24 protein-coding genes and 1 pseudogene are annotated in these 25,952 nt (G+C 31.6%); 10 read left to right on the top strand and 15 right to left on the bottom strand.

The features are described from left to right. Positions 1-10: 10 nt before the first annotated feature. Positions 11-757, top strand: a complete 747-nt coding sequence (locus ABXT47_RS01595) for an aspartate/glutamate racemase family protein (RefSeq protein ID WP_415308932.1) — start codon at positions 11-13, stop codon at positions 755-757. A 3-nt stretch (positions 758-760) separates the two neighbouring features. Then, entirely contained in the window at positions 761-1,201 is a 441-nt protein-coding gene (locus ABXT47_RS01590) for a hypothetical protein (protein WP_415308930.1), read from the top strand. Here the strand turns inward: ABXT47_RS01590 and ABXT47_RS01585 are convergent. Beyond that, positions 1,191-1,481 carry a hypothetical protein gene (locus ABXT47_RS01585; protein ID WP_415308928.1) on the bottom strand — a complete coding sequence of 97 codons (291 nt, stop codon included), beginning with the start codon at positions 1,479-1,481 and terminating at the stop codon, positions 1,191-1,193. The genes ABXT47_RS01590 and ABXT47_RS01585 overlap by 11 nt on opposite strands. A gap of 108 nt (positions 1,482-1,589) precedes the next feature. Here ABXT47_RS01585 and ABXT47_RS01580 point away from each other — a divergent pair, with 108 nt between their 5' ends. After that, positions 1,590-2,441 (top strand): DMT family transporter, encoded by an 852-nt coding sequence (locus ABXT47_RS01580; protein ID WP_415308926.1) that lies wholly within the window; start codon positions 1,590-1,592, stop codon positions 2,439-2,441. A gap of 3 nt (positions 2,442-2,444) precedes the next feature. Here the strand turns inward: ABXT47_RS01580 and ABXT47_RS01575 are convergent, their stop codons facing one another. From ABXT47_RS01575 to ABXT47_RS01560, 4 genes are read right to left on the bottom strand one after another with little or no spacing between them, the layout of a single operon-like run. Then, entirely contained in the window at positions 2,445-3,032 is a 588-nt protein-coding gene (locus ABXT47_RS01575; RefSeq protein ID WP_415308925.1) for a sarcosine oxidase, read from the bottom strand. Continuing rightward, positions 3,029-6,025 carry a sarcosine oxidase subunit alpha family protein gene (locus ABXT47_RS01570; RefSeq protein ID WP_415308923.1) on the bottom strand — a complete coding sequence of 999 codons (2,997 nt, stop codon included), beginning with the start codon at positions 6,023-6,025 and terminating at the stop codon, positions 3,029-3,031. Before ABXT47_RS01570 ends, ABXT47_RS01575 begins: the two co-directional genes overlap by 4 nt. A gap of 1 nt (position 6,026) precedes the next feature. After that, the gene (locus ABXT47_RS01565; RefSeq protein WP_168607344.1) at positions 6,027-6,293 is read right to left on the bottom strand and encodes a sarcosine oxidase subunit delta; all 267 of its coding nucleotides are present in this window, start codon (positions 6,291-6,293) and stop codon (positions 6,027-6,029) included. After that, a complete protein-coding gene (locus tag ABXT47_RS01560) occupies positions 6,294-7,550 on the bottom strand; it encodes a sarcosine oxidase subunit beta family protein (protein WP_169036229.1) in 1,257 nt (418 codons plus the stop codon). It abuts the gene before it with no gap. A gap of 127 nt (positions 7,551-7,677) precedes the next feature. Here ABXT47_RS01560 and ABXT47_RS01555 point away from each other — a divergent pair, with 127 nt between their 5' ends. Next, complete coding sequence (locus tag ABXT47_RS01555; RefSeq protein ID WP_415308921.1) at positions 7,678-9,363, top strand: formate--tetrahydrofolate ligase; 1,686 nt, start codon at positions 7,678-7,680, stop codon at positions 9,361-9,363. A gap of 3 nt (positions 9,364-9,366) precedes the next feature. Here the strand turns inward: ABXT47_RS01555 and ABXT47_RS01550 are convergent, their stop codons facing one another. The 4 genes from ABXT47_RS01550 to ABXT47_RS01535 are packed head-to-tail and all read right to left on the bottom strand — an operon-like array spanning position 9,367 to position 12,549. After that, complete coding sequence (locus tag ABXT47_RS01550; protein ID WP_415308920.1) at positions 9,367-10,158, bottom strand: glutamine amidotransferase-related protein; 792 nt, start codon at positions 10,156-10,158, stop codon at positions 9,367-9,369. Beyond that, complete coding sequence (locus ABXT47_RS01545; protein WP_415308918.1) at positions 10,155-11,318, bottom strand: iron-containing alcohol dehydrogenase; 1,164 nt, start codon at positions 11,316-11,318, stop codon at positions 10,155-10,157. The genes ABXT47_RS01550 and ABXT47_RS01545 overlap by 4 nt, the downstream gene beginning before the upstream one ends. A gap of 14 nt (positions 11,319-11,332) precedes the next feature. Next, complete coding sequence (locus ABXT47_RS01540) at positions 11,333-11,527, bottom strand: hypothetical protein (RefSeq protein ID WP_415308916.1); 195 nt, start codon at positions 11,525-11,527, stop codon at positions 11,333-11,335. Next, the gene (locus ABXT47_RS01535; RefSeq protein ID WP_415308914.1) at positions 11,521-12,549 is read right to left on the bottom strand and encodes a 2-dehydropantoate 2-reductase N-terminal domain-containing protein; all 1,029 of its coding nucleotides are present in this window, start codon (positions 12,547-12,549) and stop codon (positions 11,521-11,523) included. Before ABXT47_RS01535 ends, ABXT47_RS01540 begins: the two co-directional genes overlap by 7 nt. A gap of 80 nt (positions 12,550-12,629) precedes the next feature. Between ABXT47_RS01535 and ABXT47_RS01530 the strand changes: the two genes are divergently transcribed. Together ABXT47_RS01530 and ABXT47_RS01525 are read left to right on the top strand one after the other, a co-directional pair. Next, positions 12,630-13,970 carry an NAD(P)-binding domain-containing protein gene (locus tag ABXT47_RS01530; RefSeq protein WP_415308912.1) on the top strand — a complete coding sequence of 447 codons (1,341 nt, stop codon included), beginning with the start codon at positions 12,630-12,632 and terminating at the stop codon, positions 13,968-13,970. A 20-nt stretch (positions 13,971-13,990) separates the two neighbouring features. Further along, positions 13,991-14,365 carry a cupin domain-containing protein gene (locus ABXT47_RS01525; protein ID WP_415308910.1) on the top strand — a complete coding sequence of 125 codons (375 nt, stop codon included), beginning with the start codon at positions 13,991-13,993 and terminating at the stop codon, positions 14,363-14,365. Here the strand turns inward: ABXT47_RS01525 and ABXT47_RS01520 are convergent. The 6 genes from ABXT47_RS01520 to ABXT47_RS01495 all read right to left on the bottom strand — a co-directional run bounded on the left by ABXT47_RS01520 (position 14,362) and on the right by ABXT47_RS01495 (position 20,058). Then, entirely contained in the window at positions 14,362-16,515 is a 2,154-nt protein-coding gene (locus tag ABXT47_RS01520) for an ABC transporter permease (RefSeq protein WP_415308908.1), read from the bottom strand. The genes ABXT47_RS01525 and ABXT47_RS01520 overlap by 4 nt on opposite strands. A 3-nt stretch (positions 16,516-16,518) precedes the next feature. Further along, positions 16,519-17,550, bottom strand: coding sequence for a quaternary amine ABC transporter ATP-binding protein (locus tag ABXT47_RS01515; RefSeq protein ID WP_415308906.1), 1,032 nt, complete (start codon positions 17,548-17,550; stop codon positions 16,519-16,521). Positions 17,551-17,623: 73 nt separating this feature from the next. Beyond that, positions 17,624-18,175 (bottom strand): hypothetical protein, encoded by a 552-nt coding sequence (locus ABXT47_RS01510; protein ID WP_415275168.1) that lies wholly within the window; start codon positions 18,173-18,175, stop codon positions 17,624-17,626. A 6-nt stretch (positions 18,176-18,181) separates the two neighbouring features. Next, positions 18,182-18,556, bottom strand: a complete 375-nt coding sequence (locus ABXT47_RS01505; RefSeq protein ID WP_415308905.1) for a hypothetical protein — start codon at positions 18,554-18,556, stop codon at positions 18,182-18,184. A gap of 10 nt (positions 18,557-18,566) precedes the next feature. Continuing rightward, positions 18,567-19,010 (bottom strand): hypothetical protein, encoded by a 444-nt coding sequence (locus tag ABXT47_RS01500; protein ID WP_415308903.1) that lies wholly within the window; start codon positions 19,008-19,010, stop codon positions 18,567-18,569. 103 nt (positions 19,011-19,113) lie between these two features. Next, positions 19,114-20,058: an ABC transporter substrate-binding protein gene (locus ABXT47_RS01495; RefSeq protein ID WP_415308901.1), complete on the bottom strand. Its 945-nt coding sequence runs from the start codon at positions 20,056-20,058 to the stop codon at positions 19,114-19,116. A 116-nt stretch (positions 20,059-20,174) separates the two neighbouring features. Between ABXT47_RS01495 and ABXT47_RS01490 the strand changes: the two are divergent. From ABXT47_RS01490 to ABXT47_RS01475, 4 genes and pseudogenes are all read left to right on the top strand, one after another. Then, a pseudogene (locus tag ABXT47_RS01490) lies at positions 20,175-22,501 on the top strand (DUF1989 domain-containing protein). Positions 22,502-22,509: 8 nt separating this feature from the next. Further along, positions 22,510-22,752, top strand: a complete 243-nt coding sequence (locus ABXT47_RS01485) for a hypothetical protein (RefSeq protein WP_415308899.1) — start codon at positions 22,510-22,512, stop codon at positions 22,750-22,752. 205 nt (positions 22,753-22,957) lie between these two features. Further along, positions 22,958-24,286: an NAD(P)/FAD-dependent oxidoreductase gene (locus tag ABXT47_RS01480; protein WP_415308897.1), complete on the top strand. Its 1,329-nt coding sequence runs from the start codon at positions 22,958-22,960 to the stop codon at positions 24,284-24,286. 172 nt (positions 24,287-24,458) lie between these two features. Beyond that, the gene (locus tag ABXT47_RS01475; protein ID WP_415308896.1) at positions 24,459-25,928 is read left to right on the top strand and encodes a glutamine synthetase family protein; all 1,470 of its coding nucleotides are present in this window, start codon (positions 24,459-24,461) and stop codon (positions 25,926-25,928) included. Positions 25,929-25,952: the final 24 nt, after the last annotated feature.

Below are 25,952 nucleotides of genomic sequence, written 5' to 3'. Positions count from 1 at the left end.
TAGAAATATTATGATCGGAATTTTAGGTGGAATGGGAACACAAGCTGGGCTTGATTTTTGCAACAAACTTGCCATGCTTAATAGAGGCAAGATTGATCAAGAGTACCCTCTTTTCATGCTTTACAATAAGTCCAATATACCTGGAAGACCAGAGTCAATTGGTGTTCAAACTAAAAGGTTTACAGACCTTCCTAGAAATTTAAAAAATAATTTAAAATATAATAAGGTTCTTAAAAGCTTACTTGATGGTTGCAGATCACTCGAAAAAAGTGGTTGTAAGTTTATTGTCATACCCTGTAATACTGCTCATTATTGGTATGAAGATTTAAAAAAAAAAATAAGAGTTCCAATCATAAATATGCCTAAAGAAGTTTTTTTACATACTAAAAAAATTTATAAAAAAAATTCAAAGATTGGACTTCTTGCTACAGAAGGAACGTTAAAAACAAAGATATATGAAAAACTATTTATAGATAACTATAAATTAATAACACCTATCCATGATTTACAAATTAAATCAGTCAATAAAACCATCAAGCATGTCAAAATGGGGAACATAAAACTAGCTGAAAAATCTATTAAACCAGCTATTAATTATTTAATCAAAAATAATTGTAAGAAAATTATATTGGGTTGTACAGAGCTACCTATAGCAATTTTTGCATTTAAATCATTGAAAAATGTAAAAATGTCAAAACTATATTTAGATCCAAATTTAATATTAGCCAATGCAGCTATGGCAAAATATAGAAAATAAGAAATGCTTTCTAAAATCAAAAAACCTTATGTTATTTATTTAGCTGAAGTTATTTATAAAAATATAGCTGAAATTAAAAAAAATAATTTAGATATTTCTAATATAGACGCTATTGAAGGTTTTATAGGTACAAAAAAATATGAAGAAATAAGTAGTGGTAAGTTTCATGATGATTGGTTTGAGTATTTAAAAAATAATAAATTTATTGATAAAGATAGTGGAGAGAAAATACCAGACGAAACTATTAAACTTTTAAAAGTACAAAAAGATGCTACTATAAAACAGTTAATAAAGTATCAAGAGCTATATTATACTAAAAGTTCTTTTCCACTTGAAATTTCTCAGCGTGCTTTTGATTTTTTATGGAGAATGTGTGAGAGCTATGAACTTTGGTCTAAAGAAACAAATCAATCTGAACAAATTGTTCTAAATATTATTGATTAGAAAGATTTAATTTTTTTCTAGTTTTTTTAATATTCCTTTTAACTAATTTTTGAAAATCTGAATCCTCTTTTTTTAGGACTAAACCCTCTTTAATATTTTGTGCCATTGACTTGCCTGTTGATTTGGTGATTATCTCGTTACCACTATACGCAAAACCTGCCTGGTAAATATTTCCAGATGTAGCTAAAGTGTATGCAGGTCCTAATAAAGCGGTATTCTGTGCACATCCGCTTAGAAAGCATACAAAAAATAATCCAATAATTATTTTATTTAAAATCATTATCCTATTTTTAATCTTAAGTGTTTAAAGTTACAACTCAAGAGTGAAAGTGTTCATTTTGATTATTAATCTCTAATATTGGTATAAAATATAACTTATAACATTAGTATGGTTAAAATATTTCCATTTATATTTGTTATTTTATGGTCTTCAGCTTTTGTCACTACAAAGCCAATAATAGACAATAGTGATCCTTTTGCTGCATTAGCCTTTAGATTTTTTGTTGTAGCTTTAGGTTTCTTTATTTTTTCAATTTATACAAAACAAAAAATTTTAACCAATAATAGAAACCTTCTTCAATCACTTTTTAGTGGTGTGCTTTTTCATGGTGTTTATTTGGGGGGTGTTTTTTATTCAGTTTCAATAGGAATGCCAACAGGTATTGCTGCATTAATTGTTACCTTACAGCCAATTTTAACTAATGCTTTAGCAGGAAAATTCTTGGGTGAAAAAGTTACTTTCAAACAATGGATTGGAGTGATCCTTGGATTTATAGGTGCGGCTTTAGTTTTAGGTTTTGATATTGGATCAAGCCTTCCTGTTTTTGGAGTGATAGCTTCTTTTGTTGCTCTGTTAGCTATTACAACTTCTACTTTATTGCAAAAAAAAATAAGTAATAATTTACCTTTATCAGTTAGCAATATGTATCAAGCAATAGGTGGTTGCTCTTTACACATAATAATTATTTTAATTTTTAGTGAACCTTATATTAATTTTACATCCACATTTTTAATAGCAATGAGTCATCAGGTATTTCTTGTATCATTTGGAGCATTTACAATCTTGATGTATTTAATAAAAAATAACTCTGCAAGCAAAACCGTTTCCATATTTTTTTTAATACCACCAACTACAGCAATAATGGCTTGGTTATTTTTAAATGAAAAATTAAATAATCTAGATCTAATAGGTTTTGCTGTAGCAACTCTTGGTGTTTATATTGCAACTAGAAAGCAATAAATTTTAAATACCTTTGTAGCCAAACTCTAAGCAGGCATCGGTAATAGAATGATAAAAAGATTCTCCAAAACTTCTTAGGGTGAATATTCTAACTTTGTCTGGATTGTCATCAAGCATGTCAATTGTGACTGACATTCCGTTATAAGTTGAATTTAGACAAGTATCTTTTTTTAATTCGTTAAAATTAAAGGGACATCCTTTTTTTAATATCTCTTTTGTATTTTTTCCCTCTATTTGAATTATTGCTCTACTATGAGATACATTTGTTATAGCAAAATCTGTATCAACTAATTTTTCATTAATTTCTTTTAGAGTTTCTTTTTTTGAAGAAACTAAAAACCAGTTATTTGGGCCATTCCATAAAATTCTTGTATTAGTGTTGCAGTTTATGTTTAGGGGTTCATTTTTTAAGCTCAAATTATCTATCTTGATACTTTCAATGGCTGTTGAGGAACTCTTATATTTAACTATTTGAATAATTAAAAAATCTTTTAGTTCACTTACTTTTAGCAGCTCTTCATCATTTTTTCCCTCATGATCACCAAATAGCCCCTTGTTGTGTGTAGTATGTAAAGCAGAAATTGAGCTCATGATCTTACCCTTTCACCCTTTGGATCTACGTAGTGTGATGAAACTATCTCTACAGGTATTGTTTTGTTTTTAAGAGGTGACATTGCAAATAGTTTTTGCCCTATCATATTTTTTCCATCCTTAAGAATTGCTAATGAAAATGGATTATCATATTCAACGCTCCAACAAGACGCAGAAATATACCCTAATTTAGGATTTGGTATCGGAGCATTTGAATCTTTAACCAAATGTGATCCTTCAGGGATGCTTGTTTTCTTATCAACTGGAACAACACCTACTACTTTTTGTCTATCTTCTGCAACAAAAGCTTCTCTATCTAAAGAACGTTTTCCTATAAAGTCTTTCTTTTTACTAACCAATCCTTCTAAAGAATTATCATATGGAATGGTTCTGCCATCTAGTTCTGACCCTGCTATGTGACCCATTTCAATTCTTAGAGTTGATAATGCTTCAGTGCCGTAAGGTTGAATTTTAAATTCTTGCCCTACTTCCATTATTTTCTCCCACATAAAGTTTCCATTGTCAGATTCAACATTCACTTCATAAGCAAGTTCTCCTGAAAATGAAATTCTAAAAATTCGTGCATGTACTCCAAATAAATCAGCTTCTTGATATCCCATAAAAGGCAGTCCATCATTAGAAGCATCAATATTTGGAAATAGCTTTTGCAATAAGTCTCTAGATTTTGGACCTGCAATTGCAGCTCCTGCCCATTGCTCAGTAGTTGATACCACATTTACATTTAGCTCTGGCCATACAAGTTGTAAATAATATTCTAGATGAGACAAAACATTTGCTGCTTGCGCTGTTGTTGTTGTCATATGATAATGATTTTCAGAAATTCTTGTGGTAGTTCCATCGTCCATAACAATTCCATCTTCTCTTAACATTACACCATATCTTGCTTTACCCACGGGCAATTTTAACCAGGCATTAGTATAAACTCTATTTAGTAGTTCTGCAGCATCAGGTCCTTTAATATCAATTTTACCCAAAGTAGTTACGTCACAAACTCCTACATTTGTTCTAACGTTTTTAGCTTCTCTTTTTGAACCTTCAAATAAAGTTTCTTCTCCAATTTTGTAATATCTTGGTCTTAACCAGACACCTGCATCTACAAACACTGCATCATTTTTTTCATGCCAAGTGTGCATAGGTGATTTTCTTGTTGGTTTAGAATGTTTACCAATTTCTCTTCCAACAATTGCTCCAATAGTAACTGGTGTATATGGAGGTCTAAAAGTTGTGTGACCTACTTCTGGTACTATTTTGTTTTCTATGTTGGATACTAGTTGCAAACCATTGAGATTACTTGTTTTTCCTTGGTCAGTGGCCATTCCAAGTGTCGTGTATCTTTTAACATGTTCAATAGATCGATAACCCTCTTTTAGTGCAATTTCTATATCAGAAACAGCTACATCATTTTGAAAATCTAAAAATCTTTTATATGTTTTTCCTTTAGGCAAAGGTACACACCAAAATTTATCATGTGTAGTTGATTTTTTTTCCATAACTATTGGTGATGATGTTTTATTATCATTATTAGTTATTTTTTTTGAAAGTTCATATCCACTATCAAATGAATTTTTTAAAGTTTCTTCTAACGTAAAAGTTCCATTTGCTGCACCTAAAGTTGTTTCATTTTGTTTTGATAGTCCTGGCACAAATGCATCTATATCTTTATTAAAGGTTGTTTTATTTCCTGATTGAGAGGCTAAATGAATTGTTGGTGTCCAAAAGCCTGAAACACAAATACAATCACAATTAATAGTTTCTAAAGTTCCTAATTCATTTTTATCATCTGAAATTTTGGCAACTTCAGCGGATTTAACTTTTTTATAACCTTTAGCTGCAACAACTACGTAAGAAAATTTAATTTGAATATCTAATTTTTTTGCTTCATCTATTATTTCTGACTTAGGTTCTTTTCTTGTATCTAAAATAATAGGATCAACACCATTTTTTTTAAATTCTATAGCTGTTTCATATCCACTGTCATTATTTGTAAATATTAGAGGTTTTTTACCAACTAGAACCCCATAAATTTTTAAATATTCTTTTGCTGCAGAAGACAACATCACACCTGGTGTGTCATTGTTCCCAAATACTAAAGGTCTCTCAATTGATCCTGATGAGATTAAAACTTCTTTAGCTCTAATATACCAAAGTCTTTGTTTTGGATTATATTTTTTAGTTTTAGGTAGATGATCACTTAATTTTTCTGACATCACTAACATATTATGATCATAGTAACCAAATACTTGTGATCTATTTTTAACAATAACATTAGGCATTTCTTTAAGTTCAGAAATAATATTTTCTGCCCATTCTTTCCCTGTTTGATTTCCAATATTAACTTCACTCGTTAATAAAGTTCCACCAAATCTAGGTTTGTCTTCTGCTAAGATTACTCTTGCACCATTTTTAGCAGCAGCATATGCACTCGCTAAACCAGAAGGTCCTGAACCTGCAATTAGTAAATCACAATACTCATATTTGTGTTCGTATCTTTCTTTATCATGTTTAGTTGATGCAACTCCAAGTCCAGCAGCTTTTCTTATAAATGGTTCATAAACTTTGTACCAAAAACTTTTTGGCCACATAAAAGTCTTGTAATAAAATCCTGCTGGAAGAAATATCTTTAAAAAATTGTTAATTGCTCCAATATCAAAATTTACACTAGGCCAACAATTAACACTTGTTGCCTCCAAACCTTCAAAGAGTTCTTGTTCTGTAGTTTTTACATTTGGCTCAGTTTCATTATTTCTGTATAGTTGAACAATTGCGTATGGTTCATCCACCCCTGCACCAAAAAAGCCTCTAGGTCTATGATATTTAAAGCTTCTTCCTATTAAATGAACTCCATTAGCAAGTAATGCTGATGCTAAGGTGTCACCCTCATAACCAAAGTAAGTTACTCCATTAAATTTAAATGAGATTTTTTTATCTCTATTTATTAATCCAATATTATCCAATCTATAATTTTGAGTCATTTTAAATATCTTCGTTAGCTTTAGCTGTTTTAAATATTTCGTGAGTTGCAGTGTCTCTTTCTACTTTAATCCACTGTCTGCATCCTGATATATGTTGCCATAACTCTTTATGTTTTCCTCTTAAGCTTTTTCTATTATAGACAAAGTTATCCCAATCTTGATCTGAAACTTCTTTATTAAGTTCTGGTCTTTTAACAGTTGCATCACCACCATATGAAAATTCATTTTGAGATCTCATCCCACAATGAGGGCATTTAATATGCAACATTTATGAGATCCATGTTTTGGTTCCAAGTCCTTTTTCATCTAGTAAGTGACCTGTATTAAATCTACTCAAACTATAACCTTCATTTAATTTGTGAACTCTATCTTGTGCAATTGTATGAGCAAATGTCCATCCTGAAGCTGGTGTGGCTTTGAACCCACCATAACACCAACCACAATTTAAATATAATCCTTCAATATGAGTCTTATCAATAATGGGTGAGCCATCCATAGACATATCCATAATCCCACCCCAGGTTCTAAGCATTTTTAATTTACTTAAAAAAGGCATCATTGCAATTCCTTCTGTTAGTACATGCTGGAGTGTTGGTAGGTTTCCTCTTTGAGCATAACTATTGTATCCATCTAGATCACCTCCCATTACCATTTCACCTTTATCAGATTGACTAATATAAAAATGTCCTGCTCCAAAAGTAACCACACTATCTAATACGGGCTTTACAGGTTCTGTAACACACGCCTGAAGAAGATGGGTTTCTACTGGTATTGTCATATTTAGTTTTTCAGCTAAAATATTTGTGCTACCTGCAACACATAAACCAATTTTTTTAACTTTAATATCTCCTCGTGAAGTTCTCACTCCTTGAATTTTTCCACCTACAACATCAAAACCTGTTACCTCACAGTTTTGAATTATATCTACACCCATTGAATCTGCTTGACGTGCATAACCCCATGCAACAGCATCATGTCTTGCTGTTCCAGCACTTGGTTGCATTAATCCACCAAATATAGGAAATCTTACATTGTCTGAAAAGTCTGCCATTGGAATAATTTCTTTTACTTCTTCTCTATTTAAAAGAACTGCATCAATGCCATTTAGGCGCATTGAGTTTCCTCTTCTTGCAAAAACATTCATTTGGGCATCTGAGTGTGCAAGATTAATTATTCCTCTTGGAGAAAACATTACATTGTAATTTAAATCCTGGCTCATTTTTCTCCATAGATCCATTCCAAACTCACTAAATAATGCATTATCATCGTGCATATAATTTGATCTTATAATTGTAGTATTTCTTCCCATATTACCACCGCCAAGCCATCCTTTTTCGATGATAGCTACATTGGTAATATTATGTTCTTTTGCGAGATAATATGCAGTAGCTAGCCCATGGCCTCCACCACCAATAATAACAACATCATATTCCTTTTTTGGAGTAGCATCTTTCCAGGCTAAATCCCACTTTTGATGACCAGAAAAAGCATTTTTTATTAGGTTAAATATTGAATATTTTTGCATTAATTAATTTTATCTAAAAGAATATAAATAGTTATTATTATTTTTATATATAATTTTTATAAGTTTCAAAAATTCATAAAAGAAGATACTAATTCCTCAAAGAAATTTTAATTTATAGGAGTTTTAGATGAGCGAAGTTAAATCAGACATTCAGATAGCTAGAGAAGCTAAAATGCAACCTATAAATGATATCTTGGCAAAAATAAATGTACCAGATGAAAGTACTGCATTCAGTCCAATGGGCAGACATATTGCAAAAATTAACCTAGAATATTTAGATACTTTAAAAGATAAACCTGATGGAAAACTTGTTTTAGTTACTGCAATCACTCCCACTCCAGCTGGTGAAGGGAAAACTACAACTTCAGTTGGTTTAAATGATGGTCTAAATAAAATAGGAAAAAAATCTATTGTTTGTTTAAGAGAACCTAGCCTTGGTCCTTCTTTTGGAATGAAGGGTGGTGCTGCTGGTGGCGGATATGCCCAAGTTGTTCCAATGGAGCAAATTAATTTACATTTTACTGGAGATTTTCATGCAATAACCTCAGCTCATAATTTATTGTCGGCTTTAATTGATAATCATATTTATTGGGGAAATAAATTAGATATCGATGTTAGAAGAATTTTTTGGAAAAGAGTAATGGACATGAATGATCGTTCATTAAGATCTATAAATATAAATTTAGGTGGAGTTGCAAATGGTTTTCCAAGAGAAGATGGTTTTGATATAACTGTTGCATCTGAAATCATGGCAATCTTTTGCTTATCAAATGATTTAGAAGATTTAGAAAAAAGAATAGGAAATATTACAATTGCCTATACTAGAGATAAAAAACCTGTTTATGCTAAAGATTTAAAAGCACAAGGTCCAATGACTGTATTATTAAAAGATGCCATTAGACCTAATGTTACTCAAACTTTGGAAAACAATCCTGCAATTATTCATGGTGGTCCATTTGCTAATATTGCACATGGCTGTAATTCTGTAATTGCAACAAAGACTGGACTTAAACTCGCTGACTATGTTGTTACAGAAGCAGGATTTGGTGCGGACCTTGGTGCAGAAAAATTTCTTAATATTAAATGTAGAAAGTCAGATTTAAAACCTAGCTGTGTTGTAATTGTTGCAACTATTAGGGCTTTAAAAATGCATGGTGGTGTAGCAAAAGATGACCTTAAAGCAGAAAATGTGGAAGCCTTAAAAAAAGGTTTAGTTAATCTTCAAAGACACGTGGAAAATGTTAAAAAATTTGGTTTACCAGTTGCAGTAGCTGTTAATCATTTTATTAAAGATACAGATAATGAAGTAAAAGCTTTGATAGAATTTTGTGACACTATTGGTATTAAAGCAAGTCTCTGTACTCATTGGGCAAACGGTGGTGAAGGTACAAAAGAACTTGCAAGCCATGTTGCTGAATTATGTGATAAAAATGAAGAAAAATTTAAATTCTTATATGAGAGCAAAACTCCTCTATTTAAAAAAATAGAAACAATTGCAAAAGAAATTTATAGAGCAGATGAAGTTATTGCTGATACTAAAATTAGAGATCAATTAAAAAGCTTTGAAGAAGCTGGTTACGGAGATTTCCCAATTTGTATTGCAAAAACTCAATACAGCTTTTCAACAGACCCAAGCTTAAAAGGTGCACCAACAGGACATTCTTTACCAATCAGAGAAATTAAACTCTCTTCAGGGGCAGAGTTTATTGTTGTTATATGCGGCGCTGTTATGACTATGCCTGGACTACCAAGAGTTCCAGCAGCAGACTCGATTAAACTAAATAAAAATGGTGAAATTGAAGGTCTGTTTTAAAAATTAGTTACGTATATAATTAAGCCAATTTCTAACTTCACATGTTCTATTATTAAAATCTAATAGTTCGTCTTGAGATTTTATGAATGAGATATGGCTTTCATACTCTTCTTCATTTAAGAAATTTTTATTTACAAATAATCGTTCTTTACGACCATCAATAAGATTAAGCATCTGAAAATATTCATAATCAGGATGGTATTGTAAACCAATAATTTCTGAGCTTCCCGCATTAAAGCTAACACCCATTACATTGTTAACTTTGTCACTTGATAAAAGAGTAGTATTTTTTGGCAATTCACTTACCTCATCAAAATTAAATGCTGGTGAGGTAAAAACTTTTTTTTTATCTTTGTATATGAAGTGTTTTTCACCTTCACTGTTAATAATTACATCTGATGCAATTCCAATATGAGCGCCATTTTTTCCAGGATTTACTTTACCCCCAGCTGCTGTTGAACAGACTTGTAATCCCCAACAAATTGCTAAAATCTTATTTTTATGATTAAAGCAATTAGATGCAAAATTGATATGTTTCTTAATCACATCTGTCATATCATTTATTCTCATTGCACCACCAGTAAACACAATGCCATTATATTTACTCATATTTTTTAAAGCACTCGTTGTCTCTTCATCATGACCAGGATTTATGATTTCTGTATTTATTAATGGCTCTATCTTTAAAATTAAATTTTTTAAGTTATCTGCTGCAGAGCTTCCAGCTGCTTTAATAAAAAACTCACTATCTTCTCTAATATTTCCTTCAACAATTAAAATATTTAAATTACTCATTTAAACAATTCTCCACGCATACTATACTGATACATTGTTCTCATATCATTTTCAGTTAATTTTTTTGGATTTCCTCCAGTAGATGGATCAGCTAAAGCCATTTTTGATAATCTATCAATATCAAAATCTTTTTCATCAATCACTTCTGATAATTTATGTGGCATATCTAGTTTTTTTCTTAAATCTAAAACCCAGTTAACAAAGCCATCAAAAGATCTATCTTTAAGTTCTAAATAATCGCAAATCTTTATTATTTTTTTTTCAATTACATTTTTATTAAAGGTTAATACATAAGGCATGAATATTGCATTGGATAAACCATGATGAATATTATTTAAAGCATTTACTGGATGGCTTAATGAGTGAATTGCCCCCAAGCCTTTTTGAAATGCTGTTGCTCCCATGCTTGCTGCTGTTAACATGTTTTGTCTAGCTTCAATATTTGATCCGTTGTTAACTGCTTCAAGTAACCATTCATTAATTAATCTCATACCCTCTAAAGCAATTCCATCAGCCATTGGGTGATATCCTGGTGCACAATATGCTTCCAAATTGTGAGCTAGCGCATCCATACCAGTTGCAGCTGTAATCTTTGCAGGCAAACTAAGTGTTAATACCGGATCTAAAATAACTATTGAAGGTAAAAACTTAGGATGAAAAATTATATTTTTTACACCCGTTTCTTCATTTAATATTACAGATGCTCGTCCTGTTTCTGATCCTGTTCCAGCAGTTGTTGGTACAGCAATAATTGATGCAATTTTGTCAGAGTTTGCTTTAGTCCAATTATCACCAACATCTTCAAAATCCCAAATAGGTAGTGTTTGACCTGACATAAATGCAATTGCTTTACCAACATCTAGGCCACTTCCCCCTCCAAAAGCTATTACTCCATCACAATTATTTTTATTATAATAATCCGCACCCTCAGTTACATTGGTGCCAGTTGGATTACCCACAACATTTGAATATAATTCAGCTGAAATACCGTCTTCTTTTAAATTCCTTAGCACATTGATTACAATTTTTGATTTAGCAAGACCACTATCAGTTACTAACAATGGTTTATTAATGTTCAAAGTTTTGCAAGCAATACTTAGATCTTTAATTCTATCTTTTCCAACCCACATAGTTGTTGGATAATTCCAATTTGACTTCATTTAAGGGTCTCTTTTTAATTTTTATTTTTTTTAATTTCTTCTTCACAAAATTTTTTAGCTTCTTTTAGATCTGTAATTTTTGATTTAGATAATTTTTGACTTCCAGCTAGGCAGGCATCGACAGCTCTTTTTAAATTATGATCACTAAAATTTAGAATAACCACCATTCCAAGCACTATAAAAACAAATATTAATATATTTTTTACCATTGAATTTCTAATTTCTTATTTTCACATATAGTGTGTAGCATACTAAACATTAATGGAAAATGTTTAGAATTAAGATCTTGTAAAATTTTAGGTCCAATTTCTAATGCAAGTTGCGCACCCTCTACTGTAATATTTTTCATAAATTTTTCTTTAGCTTCTTTATATAAATATCCTTCACCTAAATATTTTCCCATCAAACTATTTCTTCCCCCTATTGCGCTTACATATAAATCTCCTAAACCAGCTAAGCCATAAACAGTTTCTGCTCTTCCTCCATAGAAAGAAACAAATTCAACCATTTCAGAAATTGATCTATGGATTAATGAGGCTGATGTATTTAAATAATATTTAGATTGAATTTCCTTAGGTGCTTTTGAATTGCTTAATCCTTCAGAAGCTCCAATCAACATTGAATAAATATTTTTAATTGCACCTGATAATTCGATGCCAGTTAAATCATCTGATACTTCTGTTGAATAATAATTTGTTGATATAATTTTTTTTAATTTTTCTGTTTCTTTAATATCTGGGTTTGCAATAACCGTTCCTGTTCTCATTTTATATGCAAGACCTGCTGCTAAACAAGGTCCTTTGATTGCTGAAATATTTACTTCTCCATGACCTTTTTCCTTGAGAAGTTTTTTAATTTTATCTGAAAGTGTTATTAATTCATTGCCCTCTATGGCTAAACCTTTTGTTAATAAAATAATGGGAGTATTTTTCTTATACTTTTTTGATATTTGATTAACAAACCATTCAATTCCTACAGAGCTAACTCCAGCAACAATTATATCTACCTCACCTTCAAGTATTGATTGTAATTTCTCAAATTTTTCTACCTTTAGTTTTGATGGTAATTCAATATTTAAGGTTGGATGGAAATTATTATTTAATTGAATTTTATTTATTAAATCATCCTCAAGGTGAGTACCAATGAGCGTTACATCATTTTTATTTTCTAAACATGGTACAGCGAATGCAGACCCCATCGCTCCAGCACCAATAATAATAATTTTTTTCATAATACTGTATTTTTTTATATTAATTTTTAGCATTTTGTTGGTAAAGTACAGTTATAAATTTATTAGGGAGAGGTGATTTTATGACAAAAGTAGCGATTATTGGTGCCGGGCCTTGTGGTTTATCTGCTTTGAGATCTTTTGAGCAAGCTGAAAAAAAAGGTGAAAAGATACCTGAAATAGTTTGTTTTGATAAACAAGAAGATTGGGGAGGCTTATGGAATTACAGTTGGAGAACAGGTTCTGACCAATACGGCGACCCTGTACCTAACAGTATGTATAGATATCTTTGGTCCAATGGTCCTAAAGAATGTCTAGAGTTTGCTGACTATTCATTTGATGAACACTTTGGAAAACCAATTCCATCTTTTCCACCCAGAGAAGTTTTATACGATTATATTTTGGGTAGAGTTAAAAAGGGAAATTTAAAGTCTAAAATTAAATTTAACACCTCTGTTAGCAATGTGTCTTTTGATGGTAAAAATTTTGAAATTACTTATCGTGATAAAAAGAATGATAAAATTTCAAAAGATGTTTTTGATTATGTAATAGTATCAACTGGTCATTTCTCAGTTCCGTTTATTCCAGAATATCCAGGAATGAAAGCGTTTCCTGGAAGAATAATGCACTCTCATGATTTTAGAGATGCTGAAGAATTTCGAGATAAAAATGTTGTTGTTTTAGGAAGTAGCTATTCTGCAGAAGATGTAGCTCTTCAATGTCATAAGTATGGGGCAAAAAGTGTGACTATAGCCTATAGACATAATCCAATGGGATTTAAATGGCCCAATGGAATGAAAGAAGTTTTTCACCTAGATAGACTTGAAGGTAATAAGGCGATATTTAAAGACGGTCATGTTCAAGAAACAGATGCTGTAATTTTATGCACAGGATATCTCCATCATTTTCCTTTTATATCTGAAGATCTTAAATTAAAAACAGGAAACAGATTATATCCACCAAAGTTATATAAAGGTGTGGTTTGGCAAAATAATCACAAATTAATATACCTTGGTATGCAAGATCAATTTCATACTTTCAATATGTTTGATTGTCAGGCTTGGTTTGCAAGAGATATTATAATGGGAAAAATTAAAGTTCCAAGTGACACGGAGATTGAAAAAGATATCAATAAATGGGTATCTCTTGAAGAAAAGTTAGAAAATGCAGATCAAATGATTGATTTCCAAACAGAGTACACAAAAGAACTTCACAATTTATCTGATTATCCAAAAATTGATTTTGAATTAATTAGAAAAACTTTTAAAGAATGGGAACATCATAAGGTAGAAAATATTATGACATATAGAAATAAGTCCTTTGCTTCACCTGTAACTGGATCAATTGGTCCAAAACATCATACAGATTGGGAAGTTGCGATGGATGATTCTTTAAAAACTTTTTTAGATCAACCCAAAAAATAATCGATAAGTTGTGATTTTTTATGATTTTTGTAAAAAACCTTAAATCTGTCTCTGATCAAGAGTGGTCATCAACTGAAAAATATCCAGGTGTTAGATGGAAATTCTTAATTGATGCAGATTTTATGGGAAGTTCTGGACTTTCACTTGGTTTTGCTGAAATTGCTCCAGGTGGTGACTTGACACTCCATTATCATTCACCTGCAGAAATATATGTAGTTTCTAATGGTAAAGGAATATTAAATAAATCTGGTGATCTAGAAGAAATTAAAAAAGGTGATGTAGTTTATATTTCAGGAAATGCAAAACATGCTTTGAAGAATGTTGGAACCGAAACCTTGGAATTTTATTGGATTTTTCCAACAGATACTTTTTCTGAAGTTGAGTATTTTAATTAATCTATACCCAGGTGTTTTTTTCTTTTTTCTACCCAAGTTCTAATTAAATTATCAAAAATCAGGCCTATAAAAGCAACACAAAGACCTAGTGTTAGACCTATACCTGCACCTTTTTTATCAGATATAGCTTTTAAAATATATTGTCCTAAATCCTCAGTTCCAATAAATGCCCCAATAATTACCATAAATAAAGCAAATACGATTGTTTGATTTAAACCAAGCATCATGTGAGGAAGTGCTAATGGGAATTCTATTTTCAGCAATCTTTGTATTTTTGTTACACCTGACATTGAAGCTGCATCATGTAAAGAAGATGGAACACTTCTTAATCCTTCAATAGTATATCTCGTTGCTGGTATAGTTGCATATACAACTACTGCAATTAATACTGATGTGTCTGTAACTCCAAAAAGCATCATAACTGGAATTAAGTATACAAATGAAGGGAATGTTTGAAAAATATCACAAACTCCCAACATAAAATTTGTAGTATGTTTATTCTGAAAACATAAAGTACCAACAGTAAAACCAATTATACAAGATAATATAACTCCAAAAGTTGCCATATAAGTTGTAACTAAAGCTCTGTCCCACCATGGACTTAGAGCTATAAATAATGTTAATCCCCCAACTACAAAAGCAGAACGTATTCCACCAATTATATATCCAGCACCCATAACCAAAACAAAGGTTGCAACAATAGGCATTCTTAAATATGCAGCACGCATAGGCTGCAATACATCAACTATCAACCATGTATTAAAAATTTTTAAAGTTTGAAAGAAAGTATCCCAAATCCAATCAACTCCTTTATTCCAAAAATCTGCTGTTGATATTCCTTTATTGTGGGGAATTTCATACAAATAATTAAAACCTTCCTTAAAGTAAAAAGACCCAACATAAGCAAGTATAATTCCAATGAATATTGCACCAGAAAAAAATAATGTATTTTTATATCTTTGAAAAAAAGTTAGGTTACCAAAGTAATCTATTTGTTTATTTGCCCAAGCTAAGGATAATTTATCAAGTAATATTGCAATCAAACTGATACATAAACCTGCTTCTAACGCTAATCCAATGTTCAACTGATTTAGAGCTAATAATAGATTAAATCCTAAACCTTTAGCACCTATAAACGCTGAAATTACTGCCATAGAAAAACACACCATGATAACTTGATTTACTCCAATCAAAATATCCCTTCTTGCAGTTGGGATTAATACTTTAAACATAAGTTGTAAATTATTACATCCACTCATTTTACCAGCTTCAATAACTTCAGGCGATACCCCTCTAAGACCTAACAAAGTTAGTAATATCATTGGTGGAACAGCTACAACCATAGTTATAATTACTCCAGCATGATCTCCAACACCAAAGAGAACAATTGCAGGAACCAACACTGCGTATTGAGGCATAGTCTGCATAACTAAAAGTATTGGGTATAAAGCTTTCTCCACACGTTTACTTTTGAACGCTGCAATTCCTAAACTCAAACCAAAAATAAAAGATAGTGGTGCTGCAACTAATATAAAAGAAAGTGTTTGCATCGAAGGCTTCCATTGACCAAAAATAGAAATATAAATCATAACTATAGCAGCGAATAGCGCTAGACCTTTGCCACTTAATTTATATCCAAGTACCGCTGCACCCGCAGCAACAATTGTCCAAGGCAATCCTGGCAATTCTGCCCATGAATTTTCACTTATCCAATCCCAACTTGTAAATGCAACAATAGTTTCAACACCACCTAATAAAATCTCTCTTATTAATTCTATGAGAAACGTTATAAATGAGGTTAAATTTCTTGTTATTTGTAAAACTAGAGGTCGTGTTTTAAATTCTTGAGTATCTTCATTCCAAAATTCCATTGGCATCCAATCATTCATTAAAAAAAATAATGAATCATTTATCCATATAGGTAACCATCCAAGCAAAGGAGGTAGTCTCCAAAAAACATCAAATGCATAATACCTTACTTCTGCACCAAAGAGCGTGTAAGTGCTTTGATTTGGATCTTTAATGAATTCTGCTTGACCTCTAATAAATTTATAAGTTTCTGGGACATCAATTGCAAAACATAAAGTAAAAAAAGCAACTAACAAAAATAACCATTGAAATACTTTTGGATATTTTTTTAATAATTCCATATTTTAATCATTGTTTTTTTTTCCACCAAAAACTGTGTAAATTATTTTTGATGGATGAACAGTGCCAACAATTTGATTGTTTTCATCGATTACAGATACTGACTTCTCTTGAGTTAATATCTTCTCAGCAACATTTTCAATTATTTCATTTCTAAAAACTTTTAAATCACTTAAATTTTCATTATTTGGTTTTTCCATCACATCTTCTATTTTTAAAACCTTCTCCCTAGGAACTTCTTCAGTAAATTTTTTCACATATTCTGTTGCTGGATTTAAAACAATGTTAGCTGGGGTATCCAATTGTTCAATTATACCATCTTTCATTATTGCAATACGGTCAGCAAGTTTTAAAGCTTCATCAAAATCGTGTGTAATAAACATAATTGTTTTTTGTAATTTTTCTTGAAGTCTCAAAAATTCATCTTGCATCTCTTTTCTAATTAATGGATCTAATGCAGAAAATGGTTCATCTAAAAACCAAATATCAGGTTCAACAGCTAATGATCTTGCAATACCTACTCTTTGTTGTTGTCCACCAGAAAGCTCTCTTGGAAAATAATTTTCTCTACCATCAAGACCAACTAATTTTACCATTTCCATTGCTTTATTGATGCTATCTTTAATTTTAATACCCTTTATTTGAAGTGGGAAGGCAATATTTTCCACAACTGTTTTATGGGGAAGCAAGGCAAAGCTTTGAAACACCATACCCATTTTATTTCTTCGGAGATCAATCAGTTCTTTATTGCTTAATGAAAGTAAATCTTGACCTTCTATAGAAATTTTTCCAGCAGTTGCATCTGTTAATCTAGAAATACATCTTAACAATGTTGATTTCCCTGAGCCTGATAAACCCATCACAACTAACATTTCACCTTTTGAAACCTCAAAAGAGGCATTATTAACACCCACTATACATCCGTTTTCTTGAAATGTTTTAGCATCTACATTTCCATTTGCATCTTGAAGCATCTTTTTGGCATTTGTTCCAAAAATTTTGTAAACAGATTCACATTTGATTACTGTATCGGTCATAATGTTTTAATAAGTTATACGAAATAAAAATAAAAAACACTTTTTATATTATTTATATTTATCGTTTTTCTCCTTAAAAATTTTTAATAAAATAAACTCTTGTATCAATTCCAGTACTTAAAAAATTTAAAACCTCTCCTTTAACAGTAATTTTTTCATCTACCCCAACATTATTCCCACTAACTGTAAAACCTGCAAAGCATTTATTATTTTCCTTATTCCATTTAACAAACGTTTCATCAATTTTATTTCCATTAATAGTATAAATATGATGTGCTCTAAAATTCAAAAAATTGGCACCCATAATTGCACGCTGAGGAATAATCTTTGTTGCGTTGCAGACTTTTTCATATTGCTCTAAAGACAACTTATAATGATCAGTTCCATCATAAAATGCTAAAATTCCTGATGGCAAACTTGAAATCAGTTCATTTTGTTTTCTTGTCTCTGCAATTCTTTCTTCTTCTTTTTTCATTTTAGCAATTAGCTCTTCACCCTCACCAAAAATATTATTTAAGATAGCAAAGGAAAAAATTACAATAATTATTAAGATGATAAGACCTCCAAATTGTCTAACTGGCTCAGATATCTTCTTTAGTTTATTTAAATATATATTTTGTAACATTTTTATCTATTCTTGGAATTTGCCATTTTTCCAAATTCCTTTTTTTTCTTTTCCATCGGACCATGTAAATGTTCCCTCTCCATTCATAAACCCATTGGCCCATTCCCCATTATAAGTTGCACCGTTTGGAAAAGTCAAAATACCCTTTCCACTCCACATACTATTTTTAAACTCACCTTTATAAATATATCCATTAGGCCAAGTCTCAACTCCTTGTCCTTGTTTTTGTGTGCCAACCCAATTCCCCTCATAAGTTGTTTTGTCAGTGTAAGTCCATTTACCAAAGCCATCTTTACAGTTTCCTTCACAACCTGTCTTTCGAGCTGATACTGATGTTGCGACTAAAAAACTTAAAGCTATATAAAATAAATATTTTTTCATTTTTTTTTATTTAAGTGCACGAGTAAAAAGAAATATTTTTTTCAAGATTATCACTTTTTATACCTATTGTAATTTCGTGAACTAATTCACCTGATTTTCTGTTAATTATACCTGATTCTGAGTAATTTTTTCCTTCATCAAAAGCTTTGAATAAAACTATGTCTTTATTTACAACTTTTACTTCAAATTTTACAGTTTGTGAGAGGAACAATGATAACCCGTTGATCAAAAGTTTTTCTGGTCTCTTTGCATTGATTTCAAATTTATCTAAATTTTGATCATCTAAATCTTTTGCCAAAAAAGTTTTATAATTATATTCTGAGTTCTTGAGTATTTTCTTTTCTAATTCACATACAAAACCAATTTTAATATCTTCTTGTATGTCTATATTTTTTGCAAAAGAAGAATTAAAAACTAATAGACTGATAGATATATATAAAAAAAGCTTTATCATTTAATTAATAGGTTCGTAATTTGAATTTGTGCGAAAGCACATTCTTTAAAAAAAATCCCCCCCAACATTGTTGGGAGAGATTTCAATTTATTAACTGTTACCCTTATTTAGTAAAAGCTTGCCAAACACTCTTATTATCAGCTAACCATTTTTTAGCTGCATCTTCATGAGTCATTTTGTCAAGGTCAACTAAAGCAGCCATTGCACCAATGTGACTTGTAGAGAATGACATTTTTTTAAATGCCGCTGCTGCTGCTGGATGTGTTTTTGGAAAGTCTGCAGTTACAGCCTTTTTCAAATAACCATCTGGCGAACCACATTTTCCATCACCACCGTCTTCTGGTCTACAACCTGCTGAATATGGAGGGAAATCTATAAAAGTAAAACCAGCACCATCTGTGAAGTTTGGTGTCCAGTTAAATATTATAGTTCCTCTTCCTTCTTTTTCAGCTGCTTTAAGTTCAGCCCAAAGTGCATCTGCACTTCCAGCAAATTTAACAGTCCAAAGATCTCCAAGTCCTAAAGCATCAACCCTTTGAGGTATTAAATCTCCATGCCAACTTTGTGGACCTTCTAACATTCGTCCTTTTCCACCTGAGTCAGGTGTTGTAAAGTTTTTAGCACAAGCTGGATTTTTTAATGCAGTCCAGTCTGGAAGACCAGGACATAGTCCTTTTTCAGCAACCCAGTTTGGATAACCCATATCTTCAAGAGTTCTAGCTTCATGATCTCCCCAGTCAACCAGACCACCTTTGTCTAGTGCTGTAGTAAATGATTTTCCAAACGCAGATTCCCATACTTCATGAGATAAACTTACATCACCGATACGAATTGCTTCATAAACAGCTTGTGAGTCTGTGTTTACGTATTTTACATTATTTCCCATACTTTCAAAAATTCCACCAATAACGTGGGCCATTACAATTTGGCTTGACCAGTTATGAGTTGGAATAACGATAGGTTTTTTACTGTCAGCTGCATTAGATACTCCAGCAAAACTTACTGCTGAAATTACTAAGGCAGATATTAATGATATTATTTTTTTCATTATATTCTCTCTCCTTAATATTATGTTTAATAAACTATGTTCTCACTTATTAAATTTATAGTCAATGGTCTTTGATTATATTATGCTGAAACTAAATAATTAATTTTATAGTGATAATGCTACATACTAGTAATGATATACGAAATCCTGGTTTAAGAACTTTACCACCTGGAGTTGAGAGATATTTTGTAAGAGGTGGTGGACTTTCTATAATAGAAGTTTTACCAGAAGATAAAATAGACATTATTAATGAAGAAGGAAAACAAATTTGTGAAATAATTGTTTTTAACTCAGAAGGCAAATCGGATCTATCTATTTTAAATTTAAAAGAAAATGCTAATGCAGACTTTTCAAAAAAAACTATTTCTAGAGATGAAACAATTTTAAGACTGCTAAAGAAAAAAAACTTTGACTTAAAAAATGCTAAATCATCAATTATTTTTAACAATGATTGTATGATGGGTGAAAAAATAACACTGACTTCAAAAGATAAATGTGTAGTTATGATTGCTGCACCTGGTGATGCAATGAATGTTCATGAACAAAATCCACCAACAGATTTAACTATTTTTTTAAATAAAGCTAAATTTATTGAAACAGATGAACAGTTTATTTTGCCAGATCCACTCAGTGATCCAATTATAGAACAGCTTATAAAAAGAAGAACTGCTGAAACTTATGAAGTTAAAGCTGGTGAATATATTCAGATAATTGATCCAGGTGGAAGGCAATGCTCTGATTTTCTTGCTTTTGATACACAAAAGTTAAACGATGGCATTGAAAGTATTATAGATGATAAAGCAACAAGAACATTTATGGGTGGTGCATATCCTGGACCTGGTTTGTTTTCAAAGTTTTATGATGGCGATCATGAAGCTATGATTGAAGTTGTAAGAGATACGGTTGGAAGACATGATACTTTCAATCTTGCTTGCACATCAAAATATTATGAAGATATGGGTTATATGGGTCATATTAATTGTACTGACAATTTTAATAATAGATTAAATAAATACGACATCAATTCTAGAAAAAGTTGGTCTGCAATAAATCTTTTTTTTAACACAGCGATAGATGCTAATAATGTTGCATCTTTTGATGAACCTTGGTCAAGACCTGGAGATTATGTTTTGTTTAGAGCTTTAAAGGATTTAACCTGTATATCGTCTGCTTGTCCTTGTGATGTTGATGGTGCAAATGGCTGGAATCCAACTGATATTTTTGTTAGGACTTATTCAAAGAAAAAAAGTATTCAAAAGCAATAGCATTTAGAATGAAAACAAACTCAGAGCCCAAACTAACTCAAGAAACAGGTTTCCATAAAAAAACTTCAGAACTCACAAGAAATTTTGTTGAGTATAAAGGTTTTTGGCTTGCTAATAATTTTACAAATTCAGGAACTATAAAAGAATATACGGCTTGTAGAGAAAGTGCAATTGCAACAGACTTATCACCTCTTAGAAAGTTTGAAATTCTTGGACCTGATGCAGAAAATTTAATGCAATACACACTTACTAGAAATGTAAAAAAATTATCAGTTGGGCAAGTTGTTTATACAGCTATGTGTTATGAAAATGGCTGCATGTTAGATGATGGTACTTTATTTAAATTAGGACAGGATAACTTTAGATGGATTGGTGGAGATGAATACAGCGGTGAATGGTTAAAAGAACAAGCTAAAAAGAAAAATTATAAAGTTTGGATTAAATCTGCAACAGATCATATACATAACATTGCAGTTCAAGGTCCAAACAGTAGAAAAATTTTAGAAAAATTTGTGTGGACACCTCCAATACAGCCATCGATCACTGAGCTTGGGTGGTTTAGATTTAATATTGCAAGAATAGATCACGAAACGGGAACGCCAATTGTTATTTCAAGAACAGGTTACACGGGTGAACTTGGTTATGAGATATGGTGTCATCCAAAAGATGCAGCAGAGGTTTGGGATAAAGTTTGGGAAGCTGGTAAAGAGTTTGATATTACCCCATTAGGCCTTGAAGCTTTAGACATGGTTCGTATTGAAGCTGGACTAATTTTTTATGGCTATGAGTTTGATGATCAAACAGATCCCTTTGAAGCAGGAATTGGTTTTACAGTTCCACTTAAAACTAAAGAAGATGATTTTATAGGTAAGGAAGAATTAATTAAAAGAAAAGCAAACCCACAAAAGAAATTAATTGGCTTAGAATTGGATGGACACGAACCTGCAGCGCATGGTGATAATGTTTATATAGGTCGAGGTCAAGTTGGTGTAGTAACTAGTGGAATGTTATCTCCTAAACTTGGAAAAAATATTGCGCTATGTAGAATTGATGTTAAATATTCTGAAATAGGATCTAAAGTAGAAATAGGAAAAATTGACGGTCATCAAAAAAGAATTACTGCTAAAGTGGTGGCATTTCCTTTCTATGATCCAACAAAGTCTAGAGTTAGAGCTTAAGCAATATTATGAATCAAAAAAAAAATCTTTTAGATTTCTGGGAAGATCAAGTTAAAAGGTCTCATACTTCAAGCAACTATTTTTTTAGGAAATCACCCTCTCATTACCATTTGATGCTGTTGGTAATGCACGCATATAAGATCAATGAAAAGCTTTCAGTAGAAGAATTGAAAACAAGACTTTTTAAAACTTCCAGACCAAAAGCAGCTTTGATAATTAATGAAGCATGTATTAAAGGATTTTTTTTTTAGAAAAAACTTCAACTGATCAGAGAATAAAAAATATTAAGCCCAGTGAAACGTTCATTAAAGAATTTAATGATTATCTGGATACACTTAAAAATATCAGCTATTAAACACTTATTTAAGCAACTCACTAAGTTACTATTTTATATATATATTTTTTTGTTATAAAAATAATCCTATTAATTGATCTTCAGAAGAATAGAGTTTTGATATGACAACACTACCAACTAAAGCAAAAGTAGTAATCATCGGTGGCGGAATTCATGGGCTAAGCACAGCCTGGAAACTTTCTGAGACTTATAAAAACCCTGGTGACATTGTAATTCTTGAAAAAAAAGATACTGCAGCGGGTGCAAGTGGAATAGCTTGTGGCGTTATTAGAAATAATTATTTCCAACCTGCTATGAGAGAATTAATGGCTCACTCAGTTTCTGTCTGGGAAAGTGATCCTAAGGCTTGGAAATATAATGCTGTTGGGTATTTACAAATATCTCCTGAAGTTATGCACGAAGATGTTGCTACAATATATGAGCAACAAAAAGCTATTGGATATGAATCGGAATTTATAGAAGGTGAAAAAGAATGTACTAAATATATGAAGGGTATGTTTGACGATTGGCAAGCAACAGGAATTACATCCGTATTACATGAAAAAAAAGGTGGTTATGCATTCAACAAAGCTTCTATAAAAGCTCTAGAAGAAAAAACTAATACAAACGGAGTTAATATTATTAAGGGTGTTACGGTTACAGGCTTTAAAAAAAGTAGTACTAGTAAAGCAGTTAATGGTGTTGAGACAGACAAAGGAATTATTGAGTGCGAACAAGTAGTCGTTGGTGCTGGTCCTTGGGTTAGAGATTTTTGGAACATGTTAGAACTTCCAAAAGTTGCTAATATTAAAGGACAAGATGGAAAATTTCATAAAGAGGATATGTGGAAATATTGGATGTTACAAGAAGGTGTTATTGGTGTTGATAAAGATTTTTTAAAAATGAATGACGGTGGTCAGCCTCCTGTAATGCATGTTGATTCTACAGCCCCATTATATTCTGATACAACTAAAAAATTAATAACAGATGAGCTTTGGGGAATTTATTATAAGCCAGATATTGAAGGTCTTGGTGTTCAAGGTGGAACCTCTCCATACATAGTAGATAAACATTTTGATAAGATAAACATAGATCCATATGGAATAGATTCACCTGAGTTTCAAACCACAGAATCATTTAATGATATGTGGTGTTCAGCTTTAGCACATTGTCATAAGAGATTTGAAGGTAAATCAGGTTTGTATAGAAAAGGACCATCAGGTGGCTTAGGATGTATGACACCTGACAATTTTCCTATCTTTGATAGGTTTTTAGAAAATGTTTATATGATTGCTGATGCAAATCATGGATACAAAATGATTGGTGTCGGTGAACTTGTTGCACAAGAAATTCTTGGAACTGAAAGTGAATTATTAAAACCTTTTAGATTTGATCGTTATGAAAAAGGAGAGCTTCACCCTACCTCGAATAGTCCATTCCCGTGGAGCTAAGAAAAAATTTAAATTAAATTTAAATCAAAACAATATTATTTACACAACTTATACATGTAATAGCTCACAGTAGTTATACAAATTATATATATTTATTATAATCAAGATGCCTAGACACTAATATAATTTTCAGCTAGGGTTCGTGTATTAAAATTCATTAGGGGGAGAGATAATGACAGATTTAGACAGACACGTTAGACAGCCTGGTAGAGACAAGTTAGTAAAACAAGTTAGAGCTAAAATTAACGAACTAGGTGTTGAGTATATATTTTTTCAATTTATTTCTGTAACTGGAAGAGTTGTGGGAAAAGGTATTCCTACTGATCATTGGGAAAGAACTTGTGAAAAAGGATTTCAATTAGTTTATGGTGCTACAGCTAACTTATTTGTTGATCGTCATGGAGATTATATTGGTTATGGGCCAGAAGCTAAAGAACTAGTTGGCATACCTGATCCTGAAACATTTTGTCAGCTTCCTTGGGATAAAAAAGTTGCAAGAGTATTCGTTACTTGCTTTAGAAATAGAGAAGAAAGAGATAATCCAGGTGCTCATTTAACTTCTGATTGCCGTGGAAATTTAAGAATACATGCTCAAGAATTTAAAAAGAAACATGGTTACCAATTAAGAGTTGGAACAGAGCCAGAAATGATGTGGTTGACTAAAAATGAAGATGGCTCACCAACTGGCAAAGGTTTTTCTAAACCTTATTGTTATCACATAGATCAGTTTGAATCTCTAAGACCAGTGTTTATGAAAGTTTTTGAATACGCTAGAGCGATGGGCTTTGATATGATTCAAGGTGATCATGAAGATGCACCAGGACAATTAGAATTAAACTGGATGTATGATGATGTTTTAAGAAATGCAGATAGACTTTCAACTTATAGACAAATTTGTGCACAAGTTGCTAGAGAGTTTAATTTGATAGCTTGCTTTATGACAAAACCTTTTATGGGTGTATCTGCAAGTGGTTGTCACACTAACATGTCTTTATGGAAAGGTGGAAAAGATAAAATTAATAAATTATCTCATAAATCTATACCAGCGATGGACGATGTTTTTACTTATGTTGAAGGTGGAACTAATTACTTTATGCCAGACACTAATGATATTCAGCTACCAGGTAAAATTGGATTAAAAGCAATTGGTGGAGTAATGAAACATTTGGGTGCATTAACTGCAATTGGTTCTTCAACAGTAAACTCTTATAGAAGGTTGTGGGATACAGGATTTTGGGCGCCCGTTTATGCTGACTGGGGATTTCAAAACAGAACTTGTGGTTTAAGAGTTTCTGCTCCAGGTAGATTTGAATATCGTTCAGTGGATTCAATGCATAATCCTTATTTAATGGGATCTGGGTTATTAAAATGTTTTGATGACGGGATAACAAATAATATTGATCCAGGAAAACCAAAGTCTAGAAGTATGTATGATGCTCAGGCAGCTGGTAAAAAAGTTAAAAAATTACCTTTAAGTCTCGGTGAAGCACTAAATCGTTTAGCAGAAGATGAAGTTATCAAAGCAGCTATGCCGGACGAAATGTATAAAGTTTTCCATTGGTATAAAAATGATGAATGGGAAAGATTTTTAGGTGCAACAACTCAGTGGGATCTAGATACTTATCTAGACTGTCTACCTTAATCTTTAATAAAATAGGGGAAATAT

The organism is Candidatus Pelagibacter sp. Uisw_099_02 (assembly GCF_047727625.1).
In the GTDB taxonomy this organism is placed as follows: Bacteria; Pseudomonadota; Alphaproteobacteria; order Pelagibacterales; family Pelagibacteraceae; genus Pelagibacter.
The sequence above is the reverse complement of the archived record's forward strand: the minus strand, read 5'-3'. Positions and strand labels throughout refer to the sequence as shown.

Bases quoted from the DNA above. Each gene is read 5' to 3' on its own strand.
- ABXT47_RS01475 (WP_415308896.1), top strand. From the start codon at position 24,459: ATGACAGATTTAGACAGACACGTTAGACAGCCTGGTAGAGACAAGTTA.
- ABXT47_RS01545 (WP_415308918.1), bottom strand. From the start codon at position 11,318: ATGAAGTCAAATTGGAATTATCCAACAACTATGTGGGTTGGAAAAGAT.
- ABXT47_RS01510 (WP_415275168.1), bottom strand. From the start codon at position 18,175: ATGTTACAAAATATATATTTAAATAAACTAAAGAAGATATCTGAGCCA.
- ABXT47_RS01580 (WP_415308926.1), top strand. From the start codon at position 1,590: ATGGTTAAAATATTTCCATTTATATTTGTTATTTTATGGTCTTCAGCT.
- ABXT47_RS01520 (WP_415308908.1), bottom strand. From the start codon at position 16,515: ATGGAATTATTAAAAAAATATCCAAAAGTATTTCAATGGTTATTTTTG.
- ABXT47_RS01585 (WP_415308928.1), bottom strand. From the start codon at position 1,481: ATGATTTTAAATAAAATAATTATTGGATTATTTTTTGTATGCTTTCTA.
- ABXT47_RS01595 (WP_415308932.1), top strand. From the start codon at position 11: ATGATCGGAATTTTAGGTGGAATGGGAACACAAGCTGGGCTTGATTTT.
- ABXT47_RS01540 (WP_415308916.1), bottom strand. From the start codon at position 11,527: ATGGTAAAAAATATATTAATATTTGTTTTTATAGTGCTTGGAATGGTG.
- ABXT47_RS01590 (WP_415308930.1), top strand. From the start codon at position 761: ATGCTTTCTAAAATCAAAAAACCTTATGTTATTTATTTAGCTGAAGTT.
- ABXT47_RS01495 (WP_415308901.1), bottom strand. From the start codon at position 20,058: ATGAAAAAAATAATATCATTAATATCTGCCTTAGTAATTTCAGCAGTA.
- ABXT47_RS01485 (WP_415308899.1), top strand. From the start codon at position 22,510: ATGAATCAAAAAAAAAATCTTTTAGATTTCTGGGAAGATCAAGTTAAA.
- ABXT47_RS01515 (WP_415308906.1), bottom strand. From the start codon at position 17,550: ATGACCGATACAGTAATCAAATGTGAATCTGTTTACAAAATTTTTGGA.
- ABXT47_RS01565 (WP_168607344.1), bottom strand. From the start codon at position 6,293: ATGTTGCATATTAAATGCCCTCATTGTGGGATGAGATCTCAAAATGAA.
- ABXT47_RS01525 (WP_415308910.1), top strand. From the start codon at position 13,991: ATGATTTTTGTAAAAAACCTTAAATCTGTCTCTGATCAAGAGTGGTCA.
- ABXT47_RS01535 (WP_415308914.1), bottom strand. From the start codon at position 12,549: ATGAAAAAAATTATTATTATTGGTGCTGGAGCGATGGGGTCTGCATTC.
- ABXT47_RS01500 (WP_415308903.1), bottom strand. From the start codon at position 19,010: ATGATAAAGCTTTTTTTATATATATCTATCAGTCTATTAGTTTTTAAT.
- ABXT47_RS01570 (WP_415308923.1), bottom strand. From the start codon at position 6,025: ATGACTCAAAATTATAGATTGGATAATATTGGATTAATAAATAGAGAT.
- ABXT47_RS01560 (WP_169036229.1), bottom strand. From the start codon at position 7,550: ATGCAAAAATATTCAATATTTAACCTAATAAAAAATGCTTTTTCTGGT.
- ABXT47_RS01575 (WP_415308925.1), bottom strand. From the start codon at position 3,032: ATGAGCTCAATTTCTGCTTTACATACTACACACAACAAGGGGCTATTT.
- ABXT47_RS01480 (WP_415308897.1), top strand. From the start codon at position 22,958: ATGACAACACTACCAACTAAAGCAAAAGTAGTAATCATCGGTGGCGGA.
- ABXT47_RS01530 (WP_415308912.1), top strand. From the start codon at position 12,630: ATGACAAAAGTAGCGATTATTGGTGCCGGGCCTTGTGGTTTATCTGCT.
- ABXT47_RS01550 (WP_415308920.1), bottom strand. From the start codon at position 10,158: ATGAGTAATTTAAATATTTTAATTGTTGAAGGAAATATTAGAGAAGAT.
- ABXT47_RS01505 (WP_415308905.1), bottom strand. From the start codon at position 18,556: ATGAAAAAATATTTATTTTATATAGCTTTAAGTTTTTTAGTCGCAACA.
- ABXT47_RS01555 (WP_415308921.1), top strand. From the start codon at position 7,678: ATGAGCGAAGTTAAATCAGACATTCAGATAGCTAGAGAAGCTAAAATG.